Origin of the sequence: Gemella morbillorum (genome assembly GCF_900476045.1) — a bacterium.
Lineage (GTDB): Bacteria > Bacillota > Bacilli > Staphylococcales > Gemellaceae > Gemella > Gemella morbillorum.
Map to the genome: position 1 here is coordinate 150,481 of NZ_LS483440.1, position 20,576 is coordinate 171,056.

Below are 20,576 nucleotides of genomic sequence, written 5' to 3' on the forward strand. Positions count from 1 at the left end.
TATTAGGTAAATAATACTTTTTAAAAAAATATGTGATTATTAGAGTAATAGTGACGAATGTTGTTGCTAAAATGAAAAATATTTTTAATTATTATTTAACAGAAAATTGGAGAAAAATTAGTAAAAAAAATGAGATATTTTTTTGAAAATTAAATAATAATTTCTTTGTTGATTTATACTACAAGAATAAGGTTTTTTGTTAAGTTATAATTAAGATAATGATATATATTTTTTATATCATAAAAAAGTGGAAAATCAAAATTAAATTCTTGCAAAATTATAAAAGAATATATATAATATAAAGTAAGGATTTATGCCTAAATATTTAAGGAGGATAATATAGTGAAAAATATTACAAAAAAATATGTTCATGTATTTATGGCAGTTCTGTTAGTATTATCAGTATTTGTGCCATTTTTAAAAACTGGTAATACCGTAAAAGCAGCAGAATTACCAGCAAATAAATATAACATGACAGCGACTGTGAAAATCAATAATAATCCAATTGTAAATAATGCAAAATACGGGGAAGGAAAATTCTATATATCACCAACATATAGTTTCCCAAATGATGTAGTATTACAAAATGGAGATTATATGGTTTACCAAGTTCCAAACGAGTTTAAAATCGAAAAAGATTCAACAACTGATTTGAGAGCAGCAGATGGAACAGTAATCGCGAAATTAACAACAAATAAAGCAGCTAATACGGCAACAGTTACAGTAACAAATCAAGACTACTTTGCTAACTTGCCAGAAGATAAACAAATTACAGCTTTATTTACTGTTGTATGGGCAGATAGTGTTAAGTTAGATACTCCATATAACATTACTTTCCCTGGGGCTGGAAACTATACTCTAACTCGTATTGTTCCAGATGATGACCCAACAGGATTTACAAAATGGGGAGTTCAAAACTCAAGTGACCCTAACTATGTAGACTGGCGTATCCGTATTAACCGTTATGCAAAACACTTTACAAATGTTAATATAGCAGATACTATCCCAGAAGGACAAGTATTAGCTAGTGATATTACAGGATACTATTTCACTGAATGGAATAAAGCAGAAACACGTCCACTATTAGCAAAAACGGATGTAACTGTAACAGATCCAAATCATTTTAGCATTAGACCAAACGGTGGTACGCTAGACAACAAAGGTTTATATGTAATGTATAGAACTCGTTTAACAGCACCTGTTGATAATGCTACTAAAAAAGCATTCAACAATGCTACAGCTACAACAGATCAAGGGAATTTTGATATACCAGGTTTTGCACCACTAACTACAACAGAAGGTATTGGAGCAGGTGGTAAATCAGACGAAGTTGAATTCCAAGTTACTAAAAAACTTGAAGGTAAAGCTCTAGAAGCAGATGAATTTACTTTCCAATTAATCGCACCAGATGGAACTGTAAAAGAAGCGAAAAACGATGCTAAAGGAAAAGTAAAATTCCCAGCTGTTAAGTTCTCAAGTACTGGAACATTTAATTACCAAATCAAAGAAGTAGATGGTAAAAAAGGTGGATACACTTATGACACTAAAACTATCAACGCAACAGTTACTGTAGAAGATGTTTACGGTGTTAAAATGGCAAGTGTAAAATATGATAATAAAGAATTCAAAAATACTTATAAAGCAGCTGAAACAACAGTTCAACTAGAAGGAACAAAAGTACTGAAAAACAAAGTACTAGAAGCAGAAAAGTATGAATTCGAATTAAAAGAAAATGGTGCGCTTGTTAGCACAGCTAAGAATGATGCAGCAGGAAAAATTACATTCCCAGTAATTACATATACAGAAGCAGGGAAACACACTTACACTATTACAGAAAAAGCAGGATCAGGGGATGATGGAGTAGCATATGACCCTAATGCTTATGAAGTTACAGTAGATGTAAAAGATAATGGTGAAGGTAAATTAGTAGCAACAGTGACAGGTTTAGACAACCTAACTTTTGTAAACGTTTATACAGCAAAACCAACAAAAGCAACTATTACAGCAACAAAAGCACTAAACGGAAGCACATTAAAAGATGATCAATTTGAATTTGAACTAAAAGAAGGTGCTAAAGTAGTAGGAACAGCTAAAAACAAAGCAGACGGAACAATTACTTTCGAAGATATTACATATACAGAAGCAGGAGTGCATACATATACTCTAACAGAGAAAGAAGGAACAGAAGGTGGGGTTACGTACGATAAAACTTCTCACGAAGTAAAAGTAGAAGTTACTGACAATGGACAAGGTAAATTAGTAGCGGCAGTAACAGGAAATAACCCAGCATTCACAAATACATATAAAGCAGCTGAAACAAAAGCAACTATTACAGCAACAAAAGTACTAAACGGAAGCACATTAAAAGATGATCAATTTGAATTTGAACTAAAAGAGGGTGCTAAAGTAGTAGGAACAGCTAAAAACAAAGCAGACGGAACAGTTACTTTCGAAGATATTACATATACAGAAGTAGGAGTGCATACATATACTCTAACAGAGAAAGAAGGAACAGAAGGTGGGGTTACGTACGATAAAACTCCTCGTGAAGTAAAAGTAGAAGTTACTGACAATGGACAAGGTAAGTTAGTAGCGGCAGTAACAGGAAATAACCCAACATTTACAAACATATATAAAGCAACTGAAACAAAAGCAACTATTACAGCTAAAAAAGTATTAGAAGGTAAAGCTTTAGAAGCAGACAAATATGAGTTTGAACTAAAAGAGGGTGCTAAAGTAGTAGGAACAGCTAAAAACAAAGCAGACGGAACAGTTACTTTCGAAGATATTACATATACAGAAGTAGGAGAACATGAATACACTGTAACAGAAAAAGCAGGAAATGAAGCAGGAGTTACATATGATTCAAAATCTTATACAGTAAAAGTAAAAGTTACTGACAACGGACAAGGACAACTTGAAGCAGCAGTAACAGATAATAACCCAACATTTACAAATACATATAAAGCGGCTGCAACAAAAGCAACTATTAAAGCTAAAAAAGTATTAGAAGGTAAAGATTTAGAAGCAGACAAATATGAGTTTGAACTAAAAGAAGGAACTGAAGTAGTAGGAACAGCTAAAAACAAAGCAGATGGATCAATTGCTTTCGATGTAGAGTATACAAAAGCAGGAGAACATGAATACACTGTAACAGAAAAAGCAGGAAAAGAAGAAGGAATTACATATGATTCAAAATCTTATACTGTAAAAGTAAAAGTTACTGACAATGGACAAGGACAACTTGAAGCGAAAGTAACAGGAGATGGAGATAATGTGATATTTACAAATAAATATAACAAACCAGACAAACCAGCAACAGAAACTCCTGATGGTTCAAATGATCCAGAACCTAAAAAAACATTACCAAATACAGGGGCTACTGATTCTCCATTATTCCCTAGCCTTTTAGGACTTGTACTTGCAGCATTATCTATCTTCTTATATCGCACTAAAGATGCTCGATAATCTTTTTTGATTTAGAGAAAATAATAGAAATAGTTATTTGTTAATTACAATAGTAATAAATAGTTTTAAGTAAAATCCGGGACATGGTAAATGTCCCGGATTTATTTTATAAATCTAAAATTTTTTTGTATGTGTTTATATCGGGTTCTTTTCTTTCTATGCACCAATTTTTTATAATGATTTTTAATTCGTTCTTATCTTGAACAAGTGTTTGGTAGAGTGCATCATCTTTTGCTATTTCAAAAAAGTAGCCAGAAATGTTATGGGATGCATCTTTATTGAATAGACGGGCAAAAAGACCATTTGGTACATAATTTGGTATGCATTGAATATAATTACTTTCTGAGGCTGTGTTATCATTTTCAAACCAGAGGGTAATAAAGGTAAATTGATCTTTTATTATACCTCTTTCTGGGTTATCAAGAGTAGCAATAGAATTTTCAATAGTCTTCCAATCGTATAAAGTATCTCCTATACTTTCGGTACTATATTTTAATATGTCAAGATTTTTACAAATAATCTCACCAGTAGCTAGATTATAAACTCCCATACCATATTGTTCGGCAGTGTTTTTTAAAAATTTTAATACTTCAGTTGCCACATTGTATGAAAATGCACAATATACTCCATTTTTCCCAAAGCTGTAATCTGTCTAATATAAATATCGATTTTTATAAATCATATAGGTGTTTTCGTCGAATAGTATATCTGCGATTTTATGACCGTAAGCAATTAAAGCCTCGGACAAATTTCTATTTTTCAACAAAAACATTTTCATAAATAATTTATGAATATCAACAGTTTCTTTATTAAGAATTGTAAAATAGGCATCTTCCAAGTTTTCAAAATATTGATAAAAGCTACCTCTAGCTATTCCTGCTTTTTCAACTATTTCTTTAACGTTTACCTTTTGAAATGGCTTGGCTTCGAACGCTTCTTTAAATACAAAAATTATTTTTTCTTGTTTTTCCTTTGTGAGATTATAAAAAACTTCTTTAGGAATTTTTTCCTCCATGTGATATGGTGTCATTTGTTAAGGGAATCAATTTTATTAATATATGTTCTTCTTATCTTTTTGGTAATGTGAAAAATAAATAAGCCCTATATTCTAATATAACGTTTTTTATAGTTATACGATAAATAGGGCTTATTTTAAGTTGTGAAGGTAAATAAATTATTTTAAGAATTATTCTTCGTCTTTTTTAACTACATTTTTAACGCCTTTGATAGCTCCTTCTACAGCATCTTTAGCATCTACGATAACCTCTTTAACTTTTGAAGTAACTTTTTCTGCAGTTCCTTCTTTTTCTAGTTTTTCATCACCAGTTAATTTTCCTACACCTTCTTTAACTGATCCTTTAGCTTGATCTAATTTTTCTTCTATTGACATAACAATACCTCCTGTTATAAAAATTATTTTTCGTCTTTTTTAACTACATTTTTAACGCCTTCGATAGCTCCTTCTACAGCATCTTTAGCATCTACGATAACCTCTTTAACTTTTGAAGTAACTTTTTCTGCAGTTCCTTCTTTTTCTAGTTTTTCATCACCAGTTAATTTTCCTACACCTTCTTTAACTGATCCTTTAGTTTGATCTAATTTTTCTTCTATTGACATAATAATACCTCCTGTTATAAAAGTTATTCTTTGTTATAACCAAATATTTCTTTTACTTCTTCTATAGCATTTTTTACTGCTTCTCTCGCTTCATCGGCAATTTCTTTGATTTCTTCATCTGATTTTTTTTCATCAACTTTAGATAAATATTTATTTTTTCCTGCCGATATACTAGAATCTGGCGTTAGCACCATGTAAAATACCTCCTTTCACATAAAAATAGTAGTTTAAAAAAACGGTAATTAGTATGATTAGTGATATACTAAACCAACCTATTTAATTAATTTTAAATCGTACTATTTTTGAAAAGGCTATTTATTCTTTTTTACCAAAAAAGAATGATACAACAGCAATAACAATAACTGCACCTAGGATAGAAGGAACTAATGCCATTCCAGCTAACTTAGGTCCCCATGAACCAAATAGTGCTTGTCCCACAGAAGAACCTACTAATCCTGCAATGATGTTTGCAATGATACCCATTGCTCCACCTTTTTTAGTAATCCCTCCTGCAATAAAACCTATAAACCCTCCTACAATAATTGACCAAATCATATTTTTACTCCTTTCCCGTTTATTTAGACATTTATTATCTTAGTCGTTAGAATTAGACATAATAAGTAAATATCTATCTACTATTACTGTATATCAATAAATGTTCAAAGTCAAAGAAAACGCTCGCAAAAAATATTTAGTCTTTATATACAACAAATTTTTAAAATTACAGTCGAGTTTTTTTAAGATCCTTTATAAATAAAATCATTAAGTATATTTAATTTGTAGATTATTTATAAAAAAGTCCACCGACAATTTCGGTGGGCTTTTGGGGTCACTTTGGAGACAATCCAAAGTGTTTTTTATTGTTTTTAGTCTATATATAACTTTATAAATACTATTAAAATAGGGTTTCTTAGGTTAAGTTACCTTTTTAGTTATAACTAAAATAAAACCCCTTATAAATTAGGAGTTTTATATATCTCACTATGTTAGCAGTTAGAACTAATAATCTTTTCCTCGCGTTGCTCGTTAAGATTAAAGTTCTTGTTGCATACGCTGTATCTAAGAATTATGTCGTCGTTATACTCCTAATAATTCTAAGTTACACCGCATTATTCCCACTCAAATGTAACAAAATATAATCTTAACTATTGATATTATAGTGTTTTGAAACTAATTTTTTTTGTTTTGGCAGGGGAAATGGCAGGGTATAAAAAGTATAATTATTTAGTAAAAAGTGTTGATATATTAGTATTTATAAATAGTTGATTATGATAATTTAATTTGATATAATCAAAACTGGAGAGAGAAGTTAGTCGTAACAATACGGCGATAAAGATGGTGGCTACTTCAATACGAAAGGGGATGGTGCTATGCTCGCATACACTAAAATCTGGACGAAAGGAGTAGCGAGTTGTCAGCTTACGAAATTGTACAGACGATTATTGGAATAAATCTATTGATTGTTTCAGTAGTTAGTGCATGTATTGTAGCATTGAAAAAAGACAATAAAAAATAACCATCTTTACGCTTTGGCTTAGGGTAAGATAGTTATTTAATAATTACATATTCGAGCCACCGTCTTTAAAACGGCTCTCTCTTTTTTATATTTATATTTTAGCATAGATAAGGAAAAAAATCAAAGATTTTAATAAAAAGACCCCACCAATAATTTTTGGTGGAGATTAAACTAGTTTTTAGTATAGATACTTTGATGTATGAGCAGTTAGAACTAATAATCTTTTCCTCACTTTGTTCGTTAAGATTAAAGTTCTTGTTGCATACGCTGTATCTAAGAATTATGTCGTTGTTATACTCCTAATAATTCTAAGTTACACCGTTTATTCCCACTCGATATGTCCATTGATATTGTTTTTTATAAATGGCATAAAATCAAGGTTTTTGTTATCTGATTTAGCCTTATTATCTAGTTTATTTCTGTTTATCCGATTTTTTGCAAGCATATTTTTTAAACTTTCTCTGAAGATATTTTTCATGCTCGGTTATCTTCCAGTAGGTTTTATAGATTTCTTCACTGACCTTAACCTCTTTTCCTTTGACATAAAGGTAGTAATCCTTTTTATCCATTGTGTAATCCTCCTTTTTCTGCTCTCTGTTTTTGCTTTTGAGAATAAAAAAGGAGGACTTCTACACTTTGACGTAAAAAATCCTCTTGAATAATTTTCTGTTTTATATCTATGTTTTATTTTTTGAGTTTCAAATATAATAATGGAGATGGCAATTTTGACATCTCCGTAAATTATAAATAATATTTCTTATTCTTCATTTAGGCTAACGAGAAAATGTTTAAATTGTTCTTCATCGTTATCTAACTTTCCAAAAAAAAATTCATCAATTTGCTCAATTAGCGGAACAGCTTTTTGTAATATTTCTTCTCCCTTTTTATTCAAAGTAACAGCTTTTGCTCTTGTATCCCTTGAATGTTCTTTTCTTTTCACAAAGTTATGTTTTTCCAATAAACTCAATATTTGAGATACGGTCATAACATCTATCCCTGAGAGTTTTGAAATCATAACCTGTGTAACTTCATTTCCATTTTGCGATAGATATGCAAGAGAAGCTAAAACAACAAATTGAGGGTGTGTCAAATTCATTTTCTTTAACTCCTGTTTTATCATAAGATGCCATTTATTGTACACCCTCATGAATAACAATCCTGTTGATTTTTCTGAATTATTTTTATATTTTGATGTAAACAAACAGCAATCACCTTATCTTTCCAAGCAATTTTTCAGAATGAATATAGAATGAGGAACATCGGAAAAAACTTGGCTCAAAAATTCCAAATGCTGCTTGTCTTCACTGTCTAAAGCTACAATATGTTTTATATTTACGCTTCCGTCATTATTATCAATTATTTGATGACCAAAAAGAATATCTCCAAACGGAGTTTCTGTTTTATCCCAAAATTCTTCAAAAGGTTTTACAAGAGTAAGCTGATATTCCATAGGGGGCATTCCTTCAAGTTCCATAGTTCCATATGAACCTGTCTTAAATCCCTCTTTTAATGTAATATTTTTTAAATCTTTTTCCCAGTCATACCATTTTTCAATATTTGCATAGTATTCCCACACATCTTCTTTTGCCGCTTTGATTTTCAAACTAAAACTAAATTCCATAGTACTTCCTCCTTTTATTATATGTATACTTATTATAAATTATTTTATAATATTTGTCAACAAGGTTTTTACTTGTAGCTAAATGACAGAATAATTTTTCTCAACCTTTTCATATTCGCTTACCGGTATCCCTGTTCTTTTCAAACTTTTAGCTTTTCCTGTTTTTTCTCCTCTCTTCTTGCCTTATATCTGTCCTCATATTCTTTTTCCTTGCCGTTTGCTTTACGCTTGAGGTAGTTTTGATGAAGCCTGTCTTTTCTTTCCCGTTCTTTTTCCTCCTCCTTTAATTTTTGTATTTCTTCTTCGGATAATTCTTCTTTCGGCGCTTCATAGTCCCCGATAAAGTTGAAGTAGATTTCGACTTTCTGATTGGCGGTTTGACTGCCTTTTCGATCTCGTTCGTGGACTAAGATTTTTTCTACAAACTCGTTGATGATGGTTGGTGTCAGTTCATCAAAGTTATCATAGCGTTCAATCAACCGGATAAACTTTTTGGCTCTATCTATTGCTGTAGGTAGAGTCATTTTTATTTCTATTCACCGTTTCAAACATTTCCAGAATATATGCCAAAAGCTCAAGCTTATTTTTCATCAATATCGCAGTCCAAATTAACATTTTCGAAATACTCTTCAAGCATTGCCAGTTTTGTTTGTAGTTCGTCAAATACTCTTATATTTCCGAATACCTCAACTCTATGATTTAGGCTCATTTGAATCATATAATCCTGTTTGTTCAATCCCGATAATGCTATTTTCTCTTCCAATAAACTTTGTATTCGAGTTAGTTGTGTTAAACTTGATTTTTATATTTCCAGTTATCATATCAGCGATACTTCTATCATTATTACCCCAAAGATGAGAGTAATGTTTTAGTGTTATCTCTGGACTAGAGTGACCTAATCTTTTAGATATTACTAGTATATCTGCATTATGCTCGTTAATTAAATAGCTAGCATGACTGTGTCTAAGTCCTTTAGCTTGAATTTTGTGAACATCAGCTAAATTAGAACGTTTATTAATTATTCTACCAACAATACATCTATGTAAAGGTGTGCCATCATAACTCATTATAAAATGGCTATTTACTAATTTTTGTTGCCGCCTTTTCCACTCCTTTAATATCTTTATAGTATCATCATCTAGCGAGATGATACGTTTGCTATTTTCAGTTTTAAGAGTTAGGCTTCGTGTATATTCTTTTTTGGACTTCATATCAAGATTATGATGAACTCTTAATGTCTTTTTAGTAAAATCAATATCCGACCAATATAATGCTAAGCCTTCTGAAACACGTATTCCAGTTACATAGTATAGCCATATCATAACGAAGTGAAGGTGCTCTAGATAATCACTTTTATCAAAGGTAGAAATTACTTTCTCAAACTCATTCTTAGTCCAGTAAGGGATGTTAGATTTACCTTTAGGAATGGCTGATGTTTTCTTAGATACATTTTCCGAAAGGAATTGTCTAAAAACAGCATAATCTAAAGACTTTCTAAATGCTCCGTATAATAGAGAGCAGTATGCTTGAGAATATCCGCTATGATTTAATAAGTAGATTCTAAAATTTTCACAATCGGCAATACTAATGTTACGTAGTTTCTTTCCTTTAAATCTATTTATAAAAATAGGTAATATAGTTTTTCTATTCTTCCATGTATTTTCACTTACTGTTGATTTGTAGTGTGGCAAATAAACTGTATTCATGAATTGCTCATAGGTCATATTATAGTTATGAGAACCACCTTTAGATTCTTTAAATTTTGCTTTTACTTTTATCAGCTCATCATTACAAGATTTTGCTGATTTGAAAGGTAAACCGTGAGAATCACGGCTACCTTTCTTCTGAATTCTTTTACCAGTTATCTGGTCCACACCGAGTTCCACGTTGTAGAAAAAGTAACCTGTTTTTTCATTTTTATAAACTCCGGGGAATTTTGTTTTTGTCATTACGCTATATCCTCCTGTATAGGAAATTTCAAACCGAGTATTTCTTCAACAATTTCTTTTGGAACTGTGCCAATGCGGTTGTTTTCATAAATAGTGTAACCTCTATTAACAAGCTGAACTTTCGCTTGTTTTATCACCGAGCGAGCGGTATGTTTCGGGAATCCTAGATGCATAACATCTTTGTAAGTTATAGTAATCATAAGAACCTCCTTTTATCTGATTTAATATTATTACTTCATAAACTTTCCTTATAATTTTAAGATAAATCTATATCATCAACCGATTTTGATTCAAAGTCCTCGAACTTAGAAGGGGACTGAGGTCTTAGAAAATCGGTGGTATCTCGTCCGATTTCATTAATAATTAAGTCATAATCTTCTATTGGTACTTTAACTTTGTAACATTTTTCTCGTATGTTTGCTATATAGATTCGTGATGCCTTCCTTTTACTATCAGACTTGTTAATGATAATTTCTTCATTAATTAATCTGTTAATGGCTAACTTTACGTCTTCTATTTTTAATTCTCTGTGTAAAAATTTCTCAAATTCACCAGTAAATATATAAGCATATACAGCTTGGTTTTCTTTTTTCATTATGCCTATTTTCCCAGAAGATCGAACAGTTGTTGTATCATAGTAAAACCTAGTAGCGTTCTTGTGAATAAATTCGATTATTTTTTCATGTACGTCTTCAGGAATTCCTTTTCTATTAGGTATTTCTTTTTCCTCTAGCTTTACAAATAGTTGGATTATTTTTTCTTCATCAAGTTGAACATTTAACAACTCTTTTGTGAGTGTTGCACCAGCGAGAATTGTTGCATAAAGAACGCTAATTCTATCTCTATATTCTGATTTAGCAATAGAGGCAATTATCTTGTCTTTTGCTTTTATAAAATGATCTAATATTAGTTGAGTGCCTCTCTTATGTAAAAACAAAGCTTTCATAAATTCATTAGCAAGTATACCATAGTTTTCGTTTGCTAACCTTTTTATACTATTAGAACTACTAGCATCTTTTGTCCAAGGCTCATCTAAATCTATTTCAATTAGTCTCATTCTTAGTCCAGGGTTATCTTTTAGTCTAGAACGAAATCCGATTTCAGATGAGCATATTATAGTCGTATTGAAGGTCTTTTGTTCTTTCAGTGTTGAATCAGAGTTTAATCTTTGCTTGGATTTTCCTCCTGCTATTTGATAAACTAATGAAGTCATATCATTTATAGTACTACTAGACAGCTCATCTATGACAGTGGCTACTCCGTAATTGTCAGATAACATCCCTAGTAATGCATTAGATGTCGCATTAAATGTCTTTAAGTTTTCTGTAGGATTACCATAGACGCTCTGTATAAAATGTAAGGCTGTAGTTTTCCCTGTTGAACTACGTCCCATGATGTTGACAATTAGTGATCCAATATCAGGAAAATCATGTTTAGAAAGATAACCTAGAACTATCGAAGAAAAGCTTACAGCTAACGCAATTTCCATATTAGTACCTATTATTTCGTTATTTACTAGGTTTATAACATTTTCATAGTCTCCAGAGGGTGATAATTTAAAAATACTATCCTTGTTGAGTGTGCTTTCTTTATCATCACCATAACTTTTACACAGATTATAAACAAGTTTGTCATACTTAACCCATCCTACATAACTATGGATAGCGCTGATTTTAGCTTTATGAGCCTGAAGTTGCAGGTAGGTAAGAAGTTTGTATTCACTATTAACCATTACTCCTTTTTTCGCCAAAATGTTACGTAAACATAAGGCATTAAGCTCATTACCTTTCAAGTAAAAAGTGTTTTTAGTCTGTCCTATGCTAAGCGACTGTATTTCATAATCAAATTCTTCTAAGTCTCTATTGTATATAACATTACTAATAAAAATCGGATTAGAAGAAATTTGATACAGACCTTTTTCCTTATCTTCAACTATGACACCTGTTTGATCTAGAATATAGTTGGAGAATTGATATTTCTTTCCGTTTTTAATACCGTCTAGAGTGGGATGCTCGTAGGCTTCTATAACTTCTGTAATGAGTAATTCCTCAGGACAAGGATATTTTTCGTTAAAAGTATTTATATTTTGATATGCACAGCTTTCGTGATGACAACCAAAATAACATTTATCTCCATTTACGATGAAATAGTGACCCCTATCGTTATTTTTATGCTCCCTCATTGGACAGCCTTCAAATTTATAGAGTTCTCCATTATCTAAATATTTAACTTTAGTAAATAGCAGATTATGTGATTCAAGCCACTCTTTAGGTTTATCCACTAGCAAATACGGTACATTTTTTGTCATTTTTTCATATTCAATATTTTCTTTTTTTGAATAACTGTTTACCATATTTTCTATCATTTTGAAATCATTAACTTTTCTATTAGAGTTATCTTCTAAGAATTTAGAATAACGACATTCTTCTGGGGTAGTTTCAATACCTTTCGTATTAAGTGTTCCGTAAAATCTAGTAATACGTGCTGGATTGTGAACACCTTTATCAACATGAGCTTTTTCAGTTGAAAATTTATCATCTAATAAATAAAGTAATTTTTTTATAGTATCTTGATTAACTTTATTAGCATCAATACTTACAGGAATTAATGCGTGATATCCGTTACCAGAATCAAAAGTATAGTGATACTTAACCCCGTTTTCTTCTAAAAATTTCAAGCAATTATAAAAAACTTTTTTTGCTTCTTCTTTTTGTTCATTAGTAGAAACCGTTCCTGGATGGCGTTCAGGGTCAATGTCCAACAATATGAATTTTATACTTTTTATATCCTTATCAGATATAGTATTTTTTTCAACTGTGTCAAAGTAGTTAAAAGTAGTGTAGATATTTGAGTTATTATCTAACCCTTCAATATAGTTTATAATTTCGTCTATCTCAGAAGTAAGGAAAATATCATTCTTAATTTGTTCCTTTCCAATGCTACGAATGTTAATTTTTTCTACTCCATGATTATTTAAAGTGCTTAGAGTTTTTTTGATTTCATTTTGTTTTAAAATATGTTTTTTCATTGAAATTACCTCTCTGTTTTTATTTTTGGGTTGGATGGGTTACCCAGGTGTCCCAAAATTTTTTAGAAGACAAGTACTTGCTCTATATATTTTTTGAAAGTGCATTTTCTAATGATATGATAACATAAAGAAGAATAATGTTTATCATAAAATTTGGTAAAAAAAATCTAATAAGAAAAAAAGACAAATAATACTTATATAAATTAAAAACCACTACTTTAAAGCAGTGGTCAAATTATTAAAGAATCTAATTTTGATTCGAAAAAGTCTATATTAATTACATTAATATTATTTTTATTTTTTTTTATGGAATTCAGTAGTTTTTTGATATTTTTGTTGTATATGATAAGTTTAGTTTGTGATATAAAATTTTCGCAATCAATTAGACGTTTATAGTTTTTAATTATTTCTATCTTATTATCGTCACTAAAATTGTTTTTTAAAATGTTATAGTATTTTGATTCTATTAATTCAGTGAATTTTTCAGTTATAGCATGAAAAAAAACATAATGGGAATCATTAGGAGTAATTATATCTAGTAGAGAAAAAGCTCTATATATATCATCATCATTATAGTATTTGAAAGTGTCATTATCAATAGATACCTTATTTTCATATTTGCAAAGTTCATCATCATATATAAGGTGATAATTGTATAATTCAGGCGTTTCATAAAACTTAACAATATAGTTTGAAAAAAAATGTAAATTTGCGAGTACATAGCCAATATGTTCAAAAACATGGAAAGCTAGTTCTTTTATTCGATTATTTTTTTTCATAAAAGAGATAGGTTCTTTAGTTAGATGCGCCTCATATATAATGTTTAAAATTTTGTCAATTTCTTTCGATACTGAACTAGGGTGCAATTTTAGAACTGCTATTAAAGAATCCTCTGTTTTATCTAGGGTGAAAGGATGGGCTTTTTTTGGCTCTTTCAATATTTGTTTTACATTTTTACATAGAGTAGATATTTTTTTAATTAGCAGTACCCAATCTTTATAAGTAGAGATTATAAATGAATTAACTTCTTTTAAATAAGTTAATTCCATACATAAACCAGCCAAATAATTTTCGTTATCATACATAGACGATTTATTAGGATCAAACGAGAGCAATTTTGATTGTAAATCTACAACAGAGTCTCTAATATTACTTAGAGTATCGGGTAGTTGTAGCATTATATTATAGCACTTTGATTGGAGTCTACTTTGTTCAGTATATAGTGTAGAATGAGTAATAAATAATTCTTTTTTTAAATATTTCCATTCGTCATCCGTAGGAGAAGAACTAGAAAATAGGCTTTTTATAATTTCTATAATGTCTGTTAATTCTTTTTCATTTAAATTTTCAAATTGTTTAAAGATTTTATAAAATATATCTTCATTTCTGGAGCTACTGTATTTCACAGGAGCAGTTAATTGAGCTATGCGAGAAGTTTTAGAATCTTTTATAAGTAAGTAAGAACAGGAGATATTATATTCAAATGATGAGAATATATTTTTGTACTCTTCCATTAATTTATTATGTTCGGTTATTATTAAATCAGGGGAATAACTTTTATTTTCTATTAGATTTAAAATCATTAGAATATTATGTAGCAAAAAGTTGTCTATTAATCTAGGATATAGAAAATACTCTTTTTTGTATTTTGTTAAAAAGCCATCTTTACGTGGAGTGATATAAAATGGAAGATTGTTAATATAGTATAATGAAGTGAGCACATATATAATAAATGCTATAGATTTATTGTATATTTTAAAATCACTTAAACTTGTTTTAAGTTTACAATTAGTTTTTTTAGAAGTTTCTGGTTTTATTTCCAAGTATTTATCGAAAAAATCATTTCCAAGTAATCTATTGCATTTTTTATTTGTAGATAATAAATACAAAGAATATGCTAGTCGTTTAGAAACCGCCTTTTTATTTATAATTGAGTCTACTCCTAACGTCGCGTTACGAATAAATTCATCAGAGTATTTTGTTTTTCTTGATGAATAACTTTTTTTAGTAGTATAATTTCGATTTTCTTTTTTTCTTGTTTTTATATTATAATTGGGGTCTTCTTCTTTTAATGTATTATTTTCTCTATCTTCTCTGATAAATAAAATTGAATCACATAATATATCCCCAGTAAAAATAAATTCTTCCATGAGAATCCTCCATATTTTTTTCCTAAATTATATCACATAAACTCCCATTTTGCTCTCACTTTTGGTGCTAGAGGATGAAAATTTTCTTGTTTGTTGTTATCAGTAAGAAAAAGTATTTTTTTCTTTAATTTGTTTTTAGCTAGTAACGAAATAATTGAATCTAATCTATCTTTTACGTGTTTGTTAGTTTTAGGGAGTGAGCCACAAGCTATAATTATTTTATCAGACTCTTTAGCACACTCTAGTATGTGCTTTGTATTATTTGTATTCTTCTGATTTTCAAATCTCCGATTTCCCGTTAAAATCTTCGAATATAGATTAACACTATAAAATCCACCAAAGTTATTTCTGTACACATTATTAGTAATAAATGTAGTTGTAGAATCATTTATAATAAGCTCGCTTGTGCTTGGGTATAATGTTAATATAGTGACCATAGGTTTATTTTCATCCCAGACTTTCTTTAATATAAATCTTTCTTTGCCATCATCTGACATTAGTAATTCTATTTGAATATTTGCTGATAGTATTTTTGTCATTGTTTTATCCTTTCTATGCTGTTACTTTTTGATATAGTTTAATAATTATTACAGTTATTTCATATATAGCCTTTATCCAGTCTAAGATAGAGGCTTTATTTCTTTTGTTAGATTTTCTCATATTTACTGAACACTAACCTTTCTTGTTTTAGTATGCCTGTTAAAAGTTTTTTTGTCATATCAGGATTATAGAAAATATAAACCGTAATATCTGCATAATAAAAAAAGATAACTTGATATGATTTGTGCTTCATTACATCATAAAAGTTAGTAGGTAATAATTGGCTATCTAACTCATCTATAGTAAGGAGATAACTCTCAGATATTAATTCAGAGTAGTTAATATTTAAATTTAGTTTGTTATAAAGTAAGTTAATGATTTGATTAATATCTACCATAAAATACCTCCATACTCTTTATTATCTTTCTTAAGAGATAAAAAGTTAGAATTAGTGACAATAATATGATCTAGTACCTTTATACCAAGTAAATCACCAGCTTCTACTAATGTTTTAGTTACTTTTATATCTTCATTACTAGGTTTTAAACTACCTGATACATGGTTATGAGCTACAATAATAGAATCAGAATTAGCGAGTATAGCTCCTTTAAATATTTCTCTAAAGTGAATAGGGGATTGGTCTAAAATACCTATATGACAAATTTCGCAGTAGGTAGGTTTCTTTTTAACATTTAGACCGACAATAGCAAAAACCTCTCTGTCATATGCACCAATATAGTTAATAAAAAAATCTCCTGAAACATCAGGAGAGTTAAATTCTTTATTATTGTTTATTTCTATTTCTTTAAGTATTTCTTGTTTTAGTTGTATAATTTGTATTTTTGTCATTATTAGACTCCTTTTTGTAAAAAATAAAAAACCTAACTAGTGTTAAAACTAATTAGGTTCGCAAAATATTTGACTAATTTTCTGAGTTATATTTATACTTAGTTATCTCTTTAAGTCCAGCATTTATTATGACGAATAATTCTATCCATACCCATATTATTAAACCAGCCATTTTCAAATAACTATTAAGAGGTAAATCCATATCCCAAAGAGCATGCATTATTACAATAGATGAAAAGAAGAAAACGAATTGTGATTTCATGAAGTGAGATAACTCTAATTCACTAGTTCTTTTAACTATTATTAATGCACCACCAGCTATTGCAGTCCATGCAAGATGACCACCAATAGAAGTGATAGCTCTTATAATTGTTACTTCCATAGCTTGTTCAGAGAATGATAAAATATATCCAGCAGTTTCAAATGCTGCAAATCCAGCTCCAACAGCACCACCAACAAGAAGGCCATTTAAAATATATTTTATATCTAGCTTAGTTACAAAGTAAATAACTATTATGAATTTTCCAACTTCTTCTATTAGTCCTATTAAGAATGCATCGGTAACGGTTAATGTTCCAAATATCTGACTTTCTAAACTTAATGGGAAAACTTGATATAAAAGAAGTGCTATAAGTAAAGAGAAGGCACCACCAACGAAGAATATTTTAAATGTACTCATTATACTAATATTTTTAAATGAATTTAATTCAAAAAAGAATATTAATGCAGAAATAGGCATTGCAAATGCTCCAGCAAATATGAATCCTGGGATTGCATATTGAGCGTTTAATTTAAAAATACAAAACCAGAATGCTGCGAATGCAATAAGGAACCAAACAAGAACTCTAGAAAACAACCATGGTTTTCCCCAGCTTTCTGATACTTGTTTTAGAGGTGGTGTAGTTTTTTTAGTTCCAGAAATAAATATTTCTTCTGCCTCATCAGTAGAATGAGAATTAAAAACTTCAGAGAATAATTCTCTAAGGTTAATATCTACACTCCCTATTTCTCCAGTGTACTTGTTTAAATGCTCAGTTGCAGAATCTAATACTTTTTTTGTGGATTGTGCAAACTGAGATGGATTTGAGAATTGTGCTTGTTCTGTTTTATGTTTTTCTGTAGAGATATTATATTCATTTTGATTTTGATATTGGATTTGTGATTGAACTTCATTCAAATTTTCTTGATTTACCATGTTAGTATTTTTTTGTATTTTAATACCACATATACCACAAAAATTTGAGTTTTCGTTTAGTTTATTTCCGCAGTTGGGACAAAAATTCATGATTATATATTTCCTTTCATTGAAATTAATATTTTATTTTAAGAATATGTGCTTAAAAGATACTTTATAAAAGTATAATCAACTAGTGTTGCAGTTATATATTTATATGAGTAATATGTAGTTTATTAGAGAGAACGATTTAATCTTATTGTATTATTATCTACCAAAAGCTTTTCTATATTCATCAGTACTTGGTAGTGTTTGGGCTCCTTCTTTTCCTTTTTGGATAAGCCATTCTAGACAAGCTTTAATTTCAGCATTACTTGCATTAAAACCTACATAATTACTTGCTATAGTCTGATAAGCATTTGTCTGCCTAAATTCTTTATAAGTTGTAGAGTTAGTTACTGTGCCACTAAATACATAAGAAGATCCTGCTGGTATAACGTCGTTATCACCTACACCTCCAGAAGATGTGTTTGCTTGAGATTCTTTTGTCTTAGTTTCATCAAATTGTTTTTTTGCATTAGCTAATTTCGATTCAATATCGGCTACTTTCTTTTCAAATTCTTTTGATATTTTTTCAGTAGTAAACTTGTATTCTTTTAATGATTTTAATTCTGACTCAGCTTTATCAAAATCATTATTTTTTTGAAAATCTTTTAATTTTTTAGCAGTTTCCAAATATTTATTTAATACTTTGCTATCTGCTAATATATTATTAACAAGCGTTTTGATATTATCATATTTCCCCGAATAATTTGAATTGAACTTCTCTATTTGGGATGAGAGATTATCTTTTTCCTCTAGTATTGCAACTTGAATGTCAAATAAATCTGATACTAATTTTATAGTATTCTCTATATCCACATCATCGTATTTATCTTCTGTTTTTATATCTTCAAGTGCTGATTTTCCTTTTTCAAGCTCACCTTTATTTACTAGGGAAATTGCTGATTCATATTTTCTCATAAACTCTGCCTTAGCAGAAGAAGTTGTCTTCCACCAATATCCACCTATTGATAATATGATAACTAGGATGGTTAATACTATTATATATTTAGAAGATTTAGTTTTTTTTACTTTTTCTTTTGCTTCGTTAGTAACTGTGTAGTTATTATTTATTTTTTCTCCACAAAACTCACAAAAATTAGAATTGTTGATATTTTGTTTACCACATTGTGTACAATATTTCATAATATGTTATCTCCTTTTTATAGTTTAATAAATCTTTTAATTTTTTGTGACATAAATTTAAAAATTAACTTGTAATTTTTGTATCAGGAGTAAGTGTATAACTATTGAAATATAGTATAATAATTTCAAATAGGAATATGCACTTACAAAATTTTTAATATATCGCTTTATAAGTAGCAATGGTGCGTTGAAGGCTTCCATATTCAACAAGGGAACACGTTCCATCATTGTTTAATTTAAATAATACAATGGCAGAGTATTGAGGATCTCTAGCTGTATAATTCAGCATTATTAAATTATTGTGTTTGTCAAACGTTCTATAAGAAACATCAATACCATCAGTAGGTGCTTCTTTACCATCAGGACTTTTGCTCATAGATATTAAATCATTTTTTATAGTATGTTCATAATATTCATAGTTTTTCGCTATTCTTTCTGCAAATGTAAGTGTAGAGCTTGTATTTTGATTTTCAGTTTGGTGGACTTCCTCTTTTCTGCTAACTTTTTTATTTGCTTCATCATTTAGTTTTTGTTTTAATGAGGTGTGGTTAAATTTATATTTATCAATAATAGTATTAATATCATCAGGTTTAGCATCGTTTATTTCTTTTAATACTTTGTCATAGTTAGTGATATCCTCTTTTAACCAGTCAATCGCTTTATCAAACGAATTATCAATAGTTAGGGTTTCGACTTTTTCTAACGATTTTTTTGCTGAATCAATATCTTTATTATCAAGGCTTGTGTTAGTATTTTTTAATTCCTTAGCAATCTTGATTTCAATTTTTATGTTTTTAAACATTTTTTGACCTTTATCATTATCAAGGTTTTCTAAACCTTTAACTCCTTCGTCAAAATTATAATTATCATTTATAAGCGCTAAATATTTATCATGATCAGCCTTTATGTTATTTTGCCCAGAGTTTTTATAGAAGAAGTATCCACTAGCTACAATTACTATAAATGCTATAAGACTTGAGATTATTGTGATATTTTTTTTACTCATTGTTGTTCTCCTTTTATTTTTAAATTATTATCTTTTATTATACGGTTTATATGTCTCATAGAGTAGCCATACTTTCTAGCCAAGTCAACTACATTATGTCCATTATACTCAGATTTAACAACGTTAATCATACCTTCTTTAGAGAGTAACTTCATCGGAAAATTCAAAGTTAAGCCTCTAAAATGTTCATACAATTTAATTGTGTTTTCCTCACCAATTAAATGTGATATATCATTATAAATTGGCTGCCAGTTATTTGGGTCTTTTAATGTTTTATTCTTGGCTGACAAATTAAATCCCCTCCTTTACAATAATTATTATAAGTTTTTTTCTAGGACAGTATAAGACTAGTAAGTCTTGGATAATATCTAGGACATAAGCAAATATAAATGTCTAAAATGTAAATAGTT

General features: G+C 29.4%; 24 protein-coding genes. 2 read left to right on the forward strand and 22 right to left on the reverse strand.

Annotated elements, in window-relative coordinates:
* Positions 1-342 precede the first annotated feature (342 nt).
* Positions 343-3,468: a Spy0128 family protein gene (locus DQN46_RS00645; RefSeq protein ID WP_111742654.1), complete on the forward strand. Its 3,126-nt coding sequence runs from the start codon at positions 343-345 to the stop codon at positions 3,466-3,468.
* 106 nt (positions 3,469-3,574) lie between these two features.
* Here the strand turns inward: DQN46_RS00645 and DQN46_RS00650 are convergent, their stop codons facing one another.
* The 6 genes from DQN46_RS00650 to DQN46_RS00670 form a co-directional block, all read right to left on the reverse strand.
* Positions 3,575-4,069, reverse strand: coding sequence for a hypothetical protein (locus DQN46_RS00650; protein WP_111742655.1), 495 nt, complete (start codon positions 4,067-4,069; stop codon positions 3,575-3,577).
* 51 nt (positions 4,070-4,120) lie between these two features.
* Complete coding sequence (locus DQN46_RS00655; RefSeq protein ID WP_111742656.1) at positions 4,121-4,498, reverse strand: TetR/AcrR family transcriptional regulator; 378 nt, start codon at positions 4,496-4,498, stop codon at positions 4,121-4,123.
* Positions 4,499-4,654: 156 nt separating this feature from the next.
* Entirely contained in the window at positions 4,655-4,858 is a 204-nt protein-coding gene (locus DQN46_RS00660; RefSeq protein WP_111742657.1) for a CsbD family protein, read from the reverse strand.
* 23 nt (positions 4,859-4,881) lie between these two features.
* Positions 4,882-5,085 carry a CsbD family protein gene (locus tag DQN46_RS00665; protein ID WP_111742658.1) on the reverse strand — a complete coding sequence of 68 codons (204 nt, stop codon included), beginning with the start codon at positions 5,083-5,085 and terminating at the stop codon, positions 4,882-4,884.
* Between the two features lie 23 nt (positions 5,086-5,108).
* A complete protein-coding gene (locus DQN46_RS08530; protein ID WP_170120619.1) occupies positions 5,109-5,279 on the reverse strand; it encodes a hypothetical protein in 171 nt (56 codons plus the stop codon).
* Positions 5,280-5,400: 121 nt separating this feature from the next.
* Positions 5,401-5,640, reverse strand: a complete 240-nt coding sequence (locus DQN46_RS00670) for a GlsB/YeaQ/YmgE family stress response membrane protein (protein WP_003147828.1) — start codon at positions 5,638-5,640, stop codon at positions 5,401-5,403.
* Between the two features lie 856 nt (positions 5,641-6,496).
* On the opposite strand from DQN46_RS00670, the gene DQN46_RS08700 reads away from it, so the two are divergent.
* Positions 6,497-6,601: a putative holin-like toxin gene (locus tag DQN46_RS08700; RefSeq protein ID WP_081450717.1), complete on the forward strand. Its 105-nt coding sequence runs from the start codon at positions 6,497-6,499 to the stop codon at positions 6,599-6,601.
* A gap of 413 nt (positions 6,602-7,014) precedes the next feature.
* Here the strand turns inward: DQN46_RS08700 and DQN46_RS08535 are convergent, their stop codons facing one another.
* From DQN46_RS08535 to DQN46_RS00745, 16 genes are all read right to left on the reverse strand, one after another.
* A complete protein-coding gene (locus DQN46_RS08535; RefSeq protein WP_170120620.1) occupies positions 7,015-7,170 on the reverse strand; it encodes a hypothetical protein in 156 nt (51 codons plus the stop codon).
* Between the two features lie 188 nt (positions 7,171-7,358).
* Positions 7,359-7,802 (reverse strand): MarR family winged helix-turn-helix transcriptional regulator, encoded by a 444-nt coding sequence (locus DQN46_RS00675; RefSeq protein WP_036740430.1) that lies wholly within the window; start codon positions 7,800-7,802, stop codon positions 7,359-7,361.
* A gap of 12 nt (positions 7,803-7,814) precedes the next feature.
* Positions 7,815-8,222, reverse strand: a complete 408-nt coding sequence (locus DQN46_RS00680; protein WP_009218602.1) for an SRPBCC family protein — start codon at positions 8,220-8,222, stop codon at positions 7,815-7,817.
* Between the two features lie 140 nt (positions 8,223-8,362).
* Positions 8,363-8,746, reverse strand: coding sequence for a DUF4368 domain-containing protein (locus DQN46_RS00685; protein ID WP_455331841.1), 384 nt, complete (start codon positions 8,744-8,746; stop codon positions 8,363-8,365).
* A gap of 56 nt (positions 8,747-8,802) precedes the next feature.
* Positions 8,803-8,931, reverse strand: coding sequence for a hypothetical protein (locus DQN46_RS08820; protein ID WP_263433192.1), 129 nt, complete (start codon positions 8,929-8,931; stop codon positions 8,803-8,805).
* On the reverse strand, positions 8,915-10,171 hold the full coding sequence (locus tag DQN46_RS00695; RefSeq protein ID WP_111742659.1) for a tyrosine-type recombinase/integrase: 1,257 nt from the start codon (positions 10,169-10,171) through the stop codon (positions 8,915-8,917). Before DQN46_RS00695 ends, DQN46_RS08820 begins: the two co-directional genes overlap by 17 nt.
* A complete protein-coding gene (locus DQN46_RS00700; protein WP_111742660.1) occupies positions 10,171-10,371 on the reverse strand; it encodes a DUF3173 family protein in 201 nt (66 codons plus the stop codon). Before DQN46_RS00700 ends, DQN46_RS00695 begins: the two co-directional genes overlap by 1 nt.
* A gap of 56 nt (positions 10,372-10,427) precedes the next feature.
* Positions 10,428-13,199 (reverse strand): DUF927 domain-containing protein, encoded by a 2,772-nt coding sequence (locus DQN46_RS00705; protein WP_111742661.1) that lies wholly within the window; start codon positions 13,197-13,199, stop codon positions 10,428-10,430.
* Positions 13,200-13,429: 230 nt separating this feature from the next.
* On the reverse strand, positions 13,430-15,349 hold the full coding sequence (locus DQN46_RS00710) for a hypothetical protein (protein WP_111742662.1): 1,920 nt from the start codon (positions 15,347-15,349) through the stop codon (positions 13,430-13,432).
* 32 nt (positions 15,350-15,381) lie between these two features.
* Positions 15,382-15,888 (reverse strand): DUF1643 domain-containing protein, encoded by a 507-nt coding sequence (locus DQN46_RS00715; RefSeq protein ID WP_111742663.1) that lies wholly within the window; start codon positions 15,886-15,888, stop codon positions 15,382-15,384.
* 107 nt (positions 15,889-15,995) lie between these two features.
* Entirely contained in the window at positions 15,996-16,286 is a 291-nt protein-coding gene (locus tag DQN46_RS00720) for a hypothetical protein (RefSeq protein WP_111742664.1), read from the reverse strand.
* Positions 16,280-16,738: a JAB domain-containing protein gene (locus DQN46_RS00725; protein ID WP_111742665.1), complete on the reverse strand. Its 459-nt coding sequence runs from the start codon at positions 16,736-16,738 to the stop codon at positions 16,280-16,282. Before DQN46_RS00725 ends, DQN46_RS00720 begins: the two co-directional genes overlap by 7 nt.
* A 73-nt stretch (positions 16,739-16,811) precedes the next feature.
* Positions 16,812-17,933, reverse strand: a complete 1,122-nt coding sequence (locus DQN46_RS00730; RefSeq protein WP_170120616.1) for a PrsW family intramembrane metalloprotease — start codon at positions 17,931-17,933, stop codon at positions 16,812-16,814.
* A 246-nt stretch (positions 17,934-18,179) separates the two neighbouring features.
* Positions 18,180-19,160: a zinc-ribbon domain-containing protein gene (locus tag DQN46_RS00735; RefSeq protein WP_111742667.1), complete on the reverse strand. Its 981-nt coding sequence runs from the start codon at positions 19,158-19,160 to the stop codon at positions 18,180-18,182.
* Positions 19,161-19,314: 154 nt separating this feature from the next.
* On the reverse strand, positions 19,315-20,166 hold the full coding sequence (locus DQN46_RS00740) for a hypothetical protein (protein WP_111742668.1): 852 nt from the start codon (positions 20,164-20,166) through the stop codon (positions 19,315-19,317).
* On the reverse strand, positions 20,163-20,456 hold the full coding sequence (locus tag DQN46_RS00745; protein WP_111742669.1) for a Mor transcription activator family protein: 294 nt from the start codon (positions 20,454-20,456) through the stop codon (positions 20,163-20,165). The genes DQN46_RS00740 and DQN46_RS00745 overlap by 4 nt, the downstream gene beginning before the upstream one ends.
* Positions 20,457-20,576: the final 120 nt, after the last annotated feature.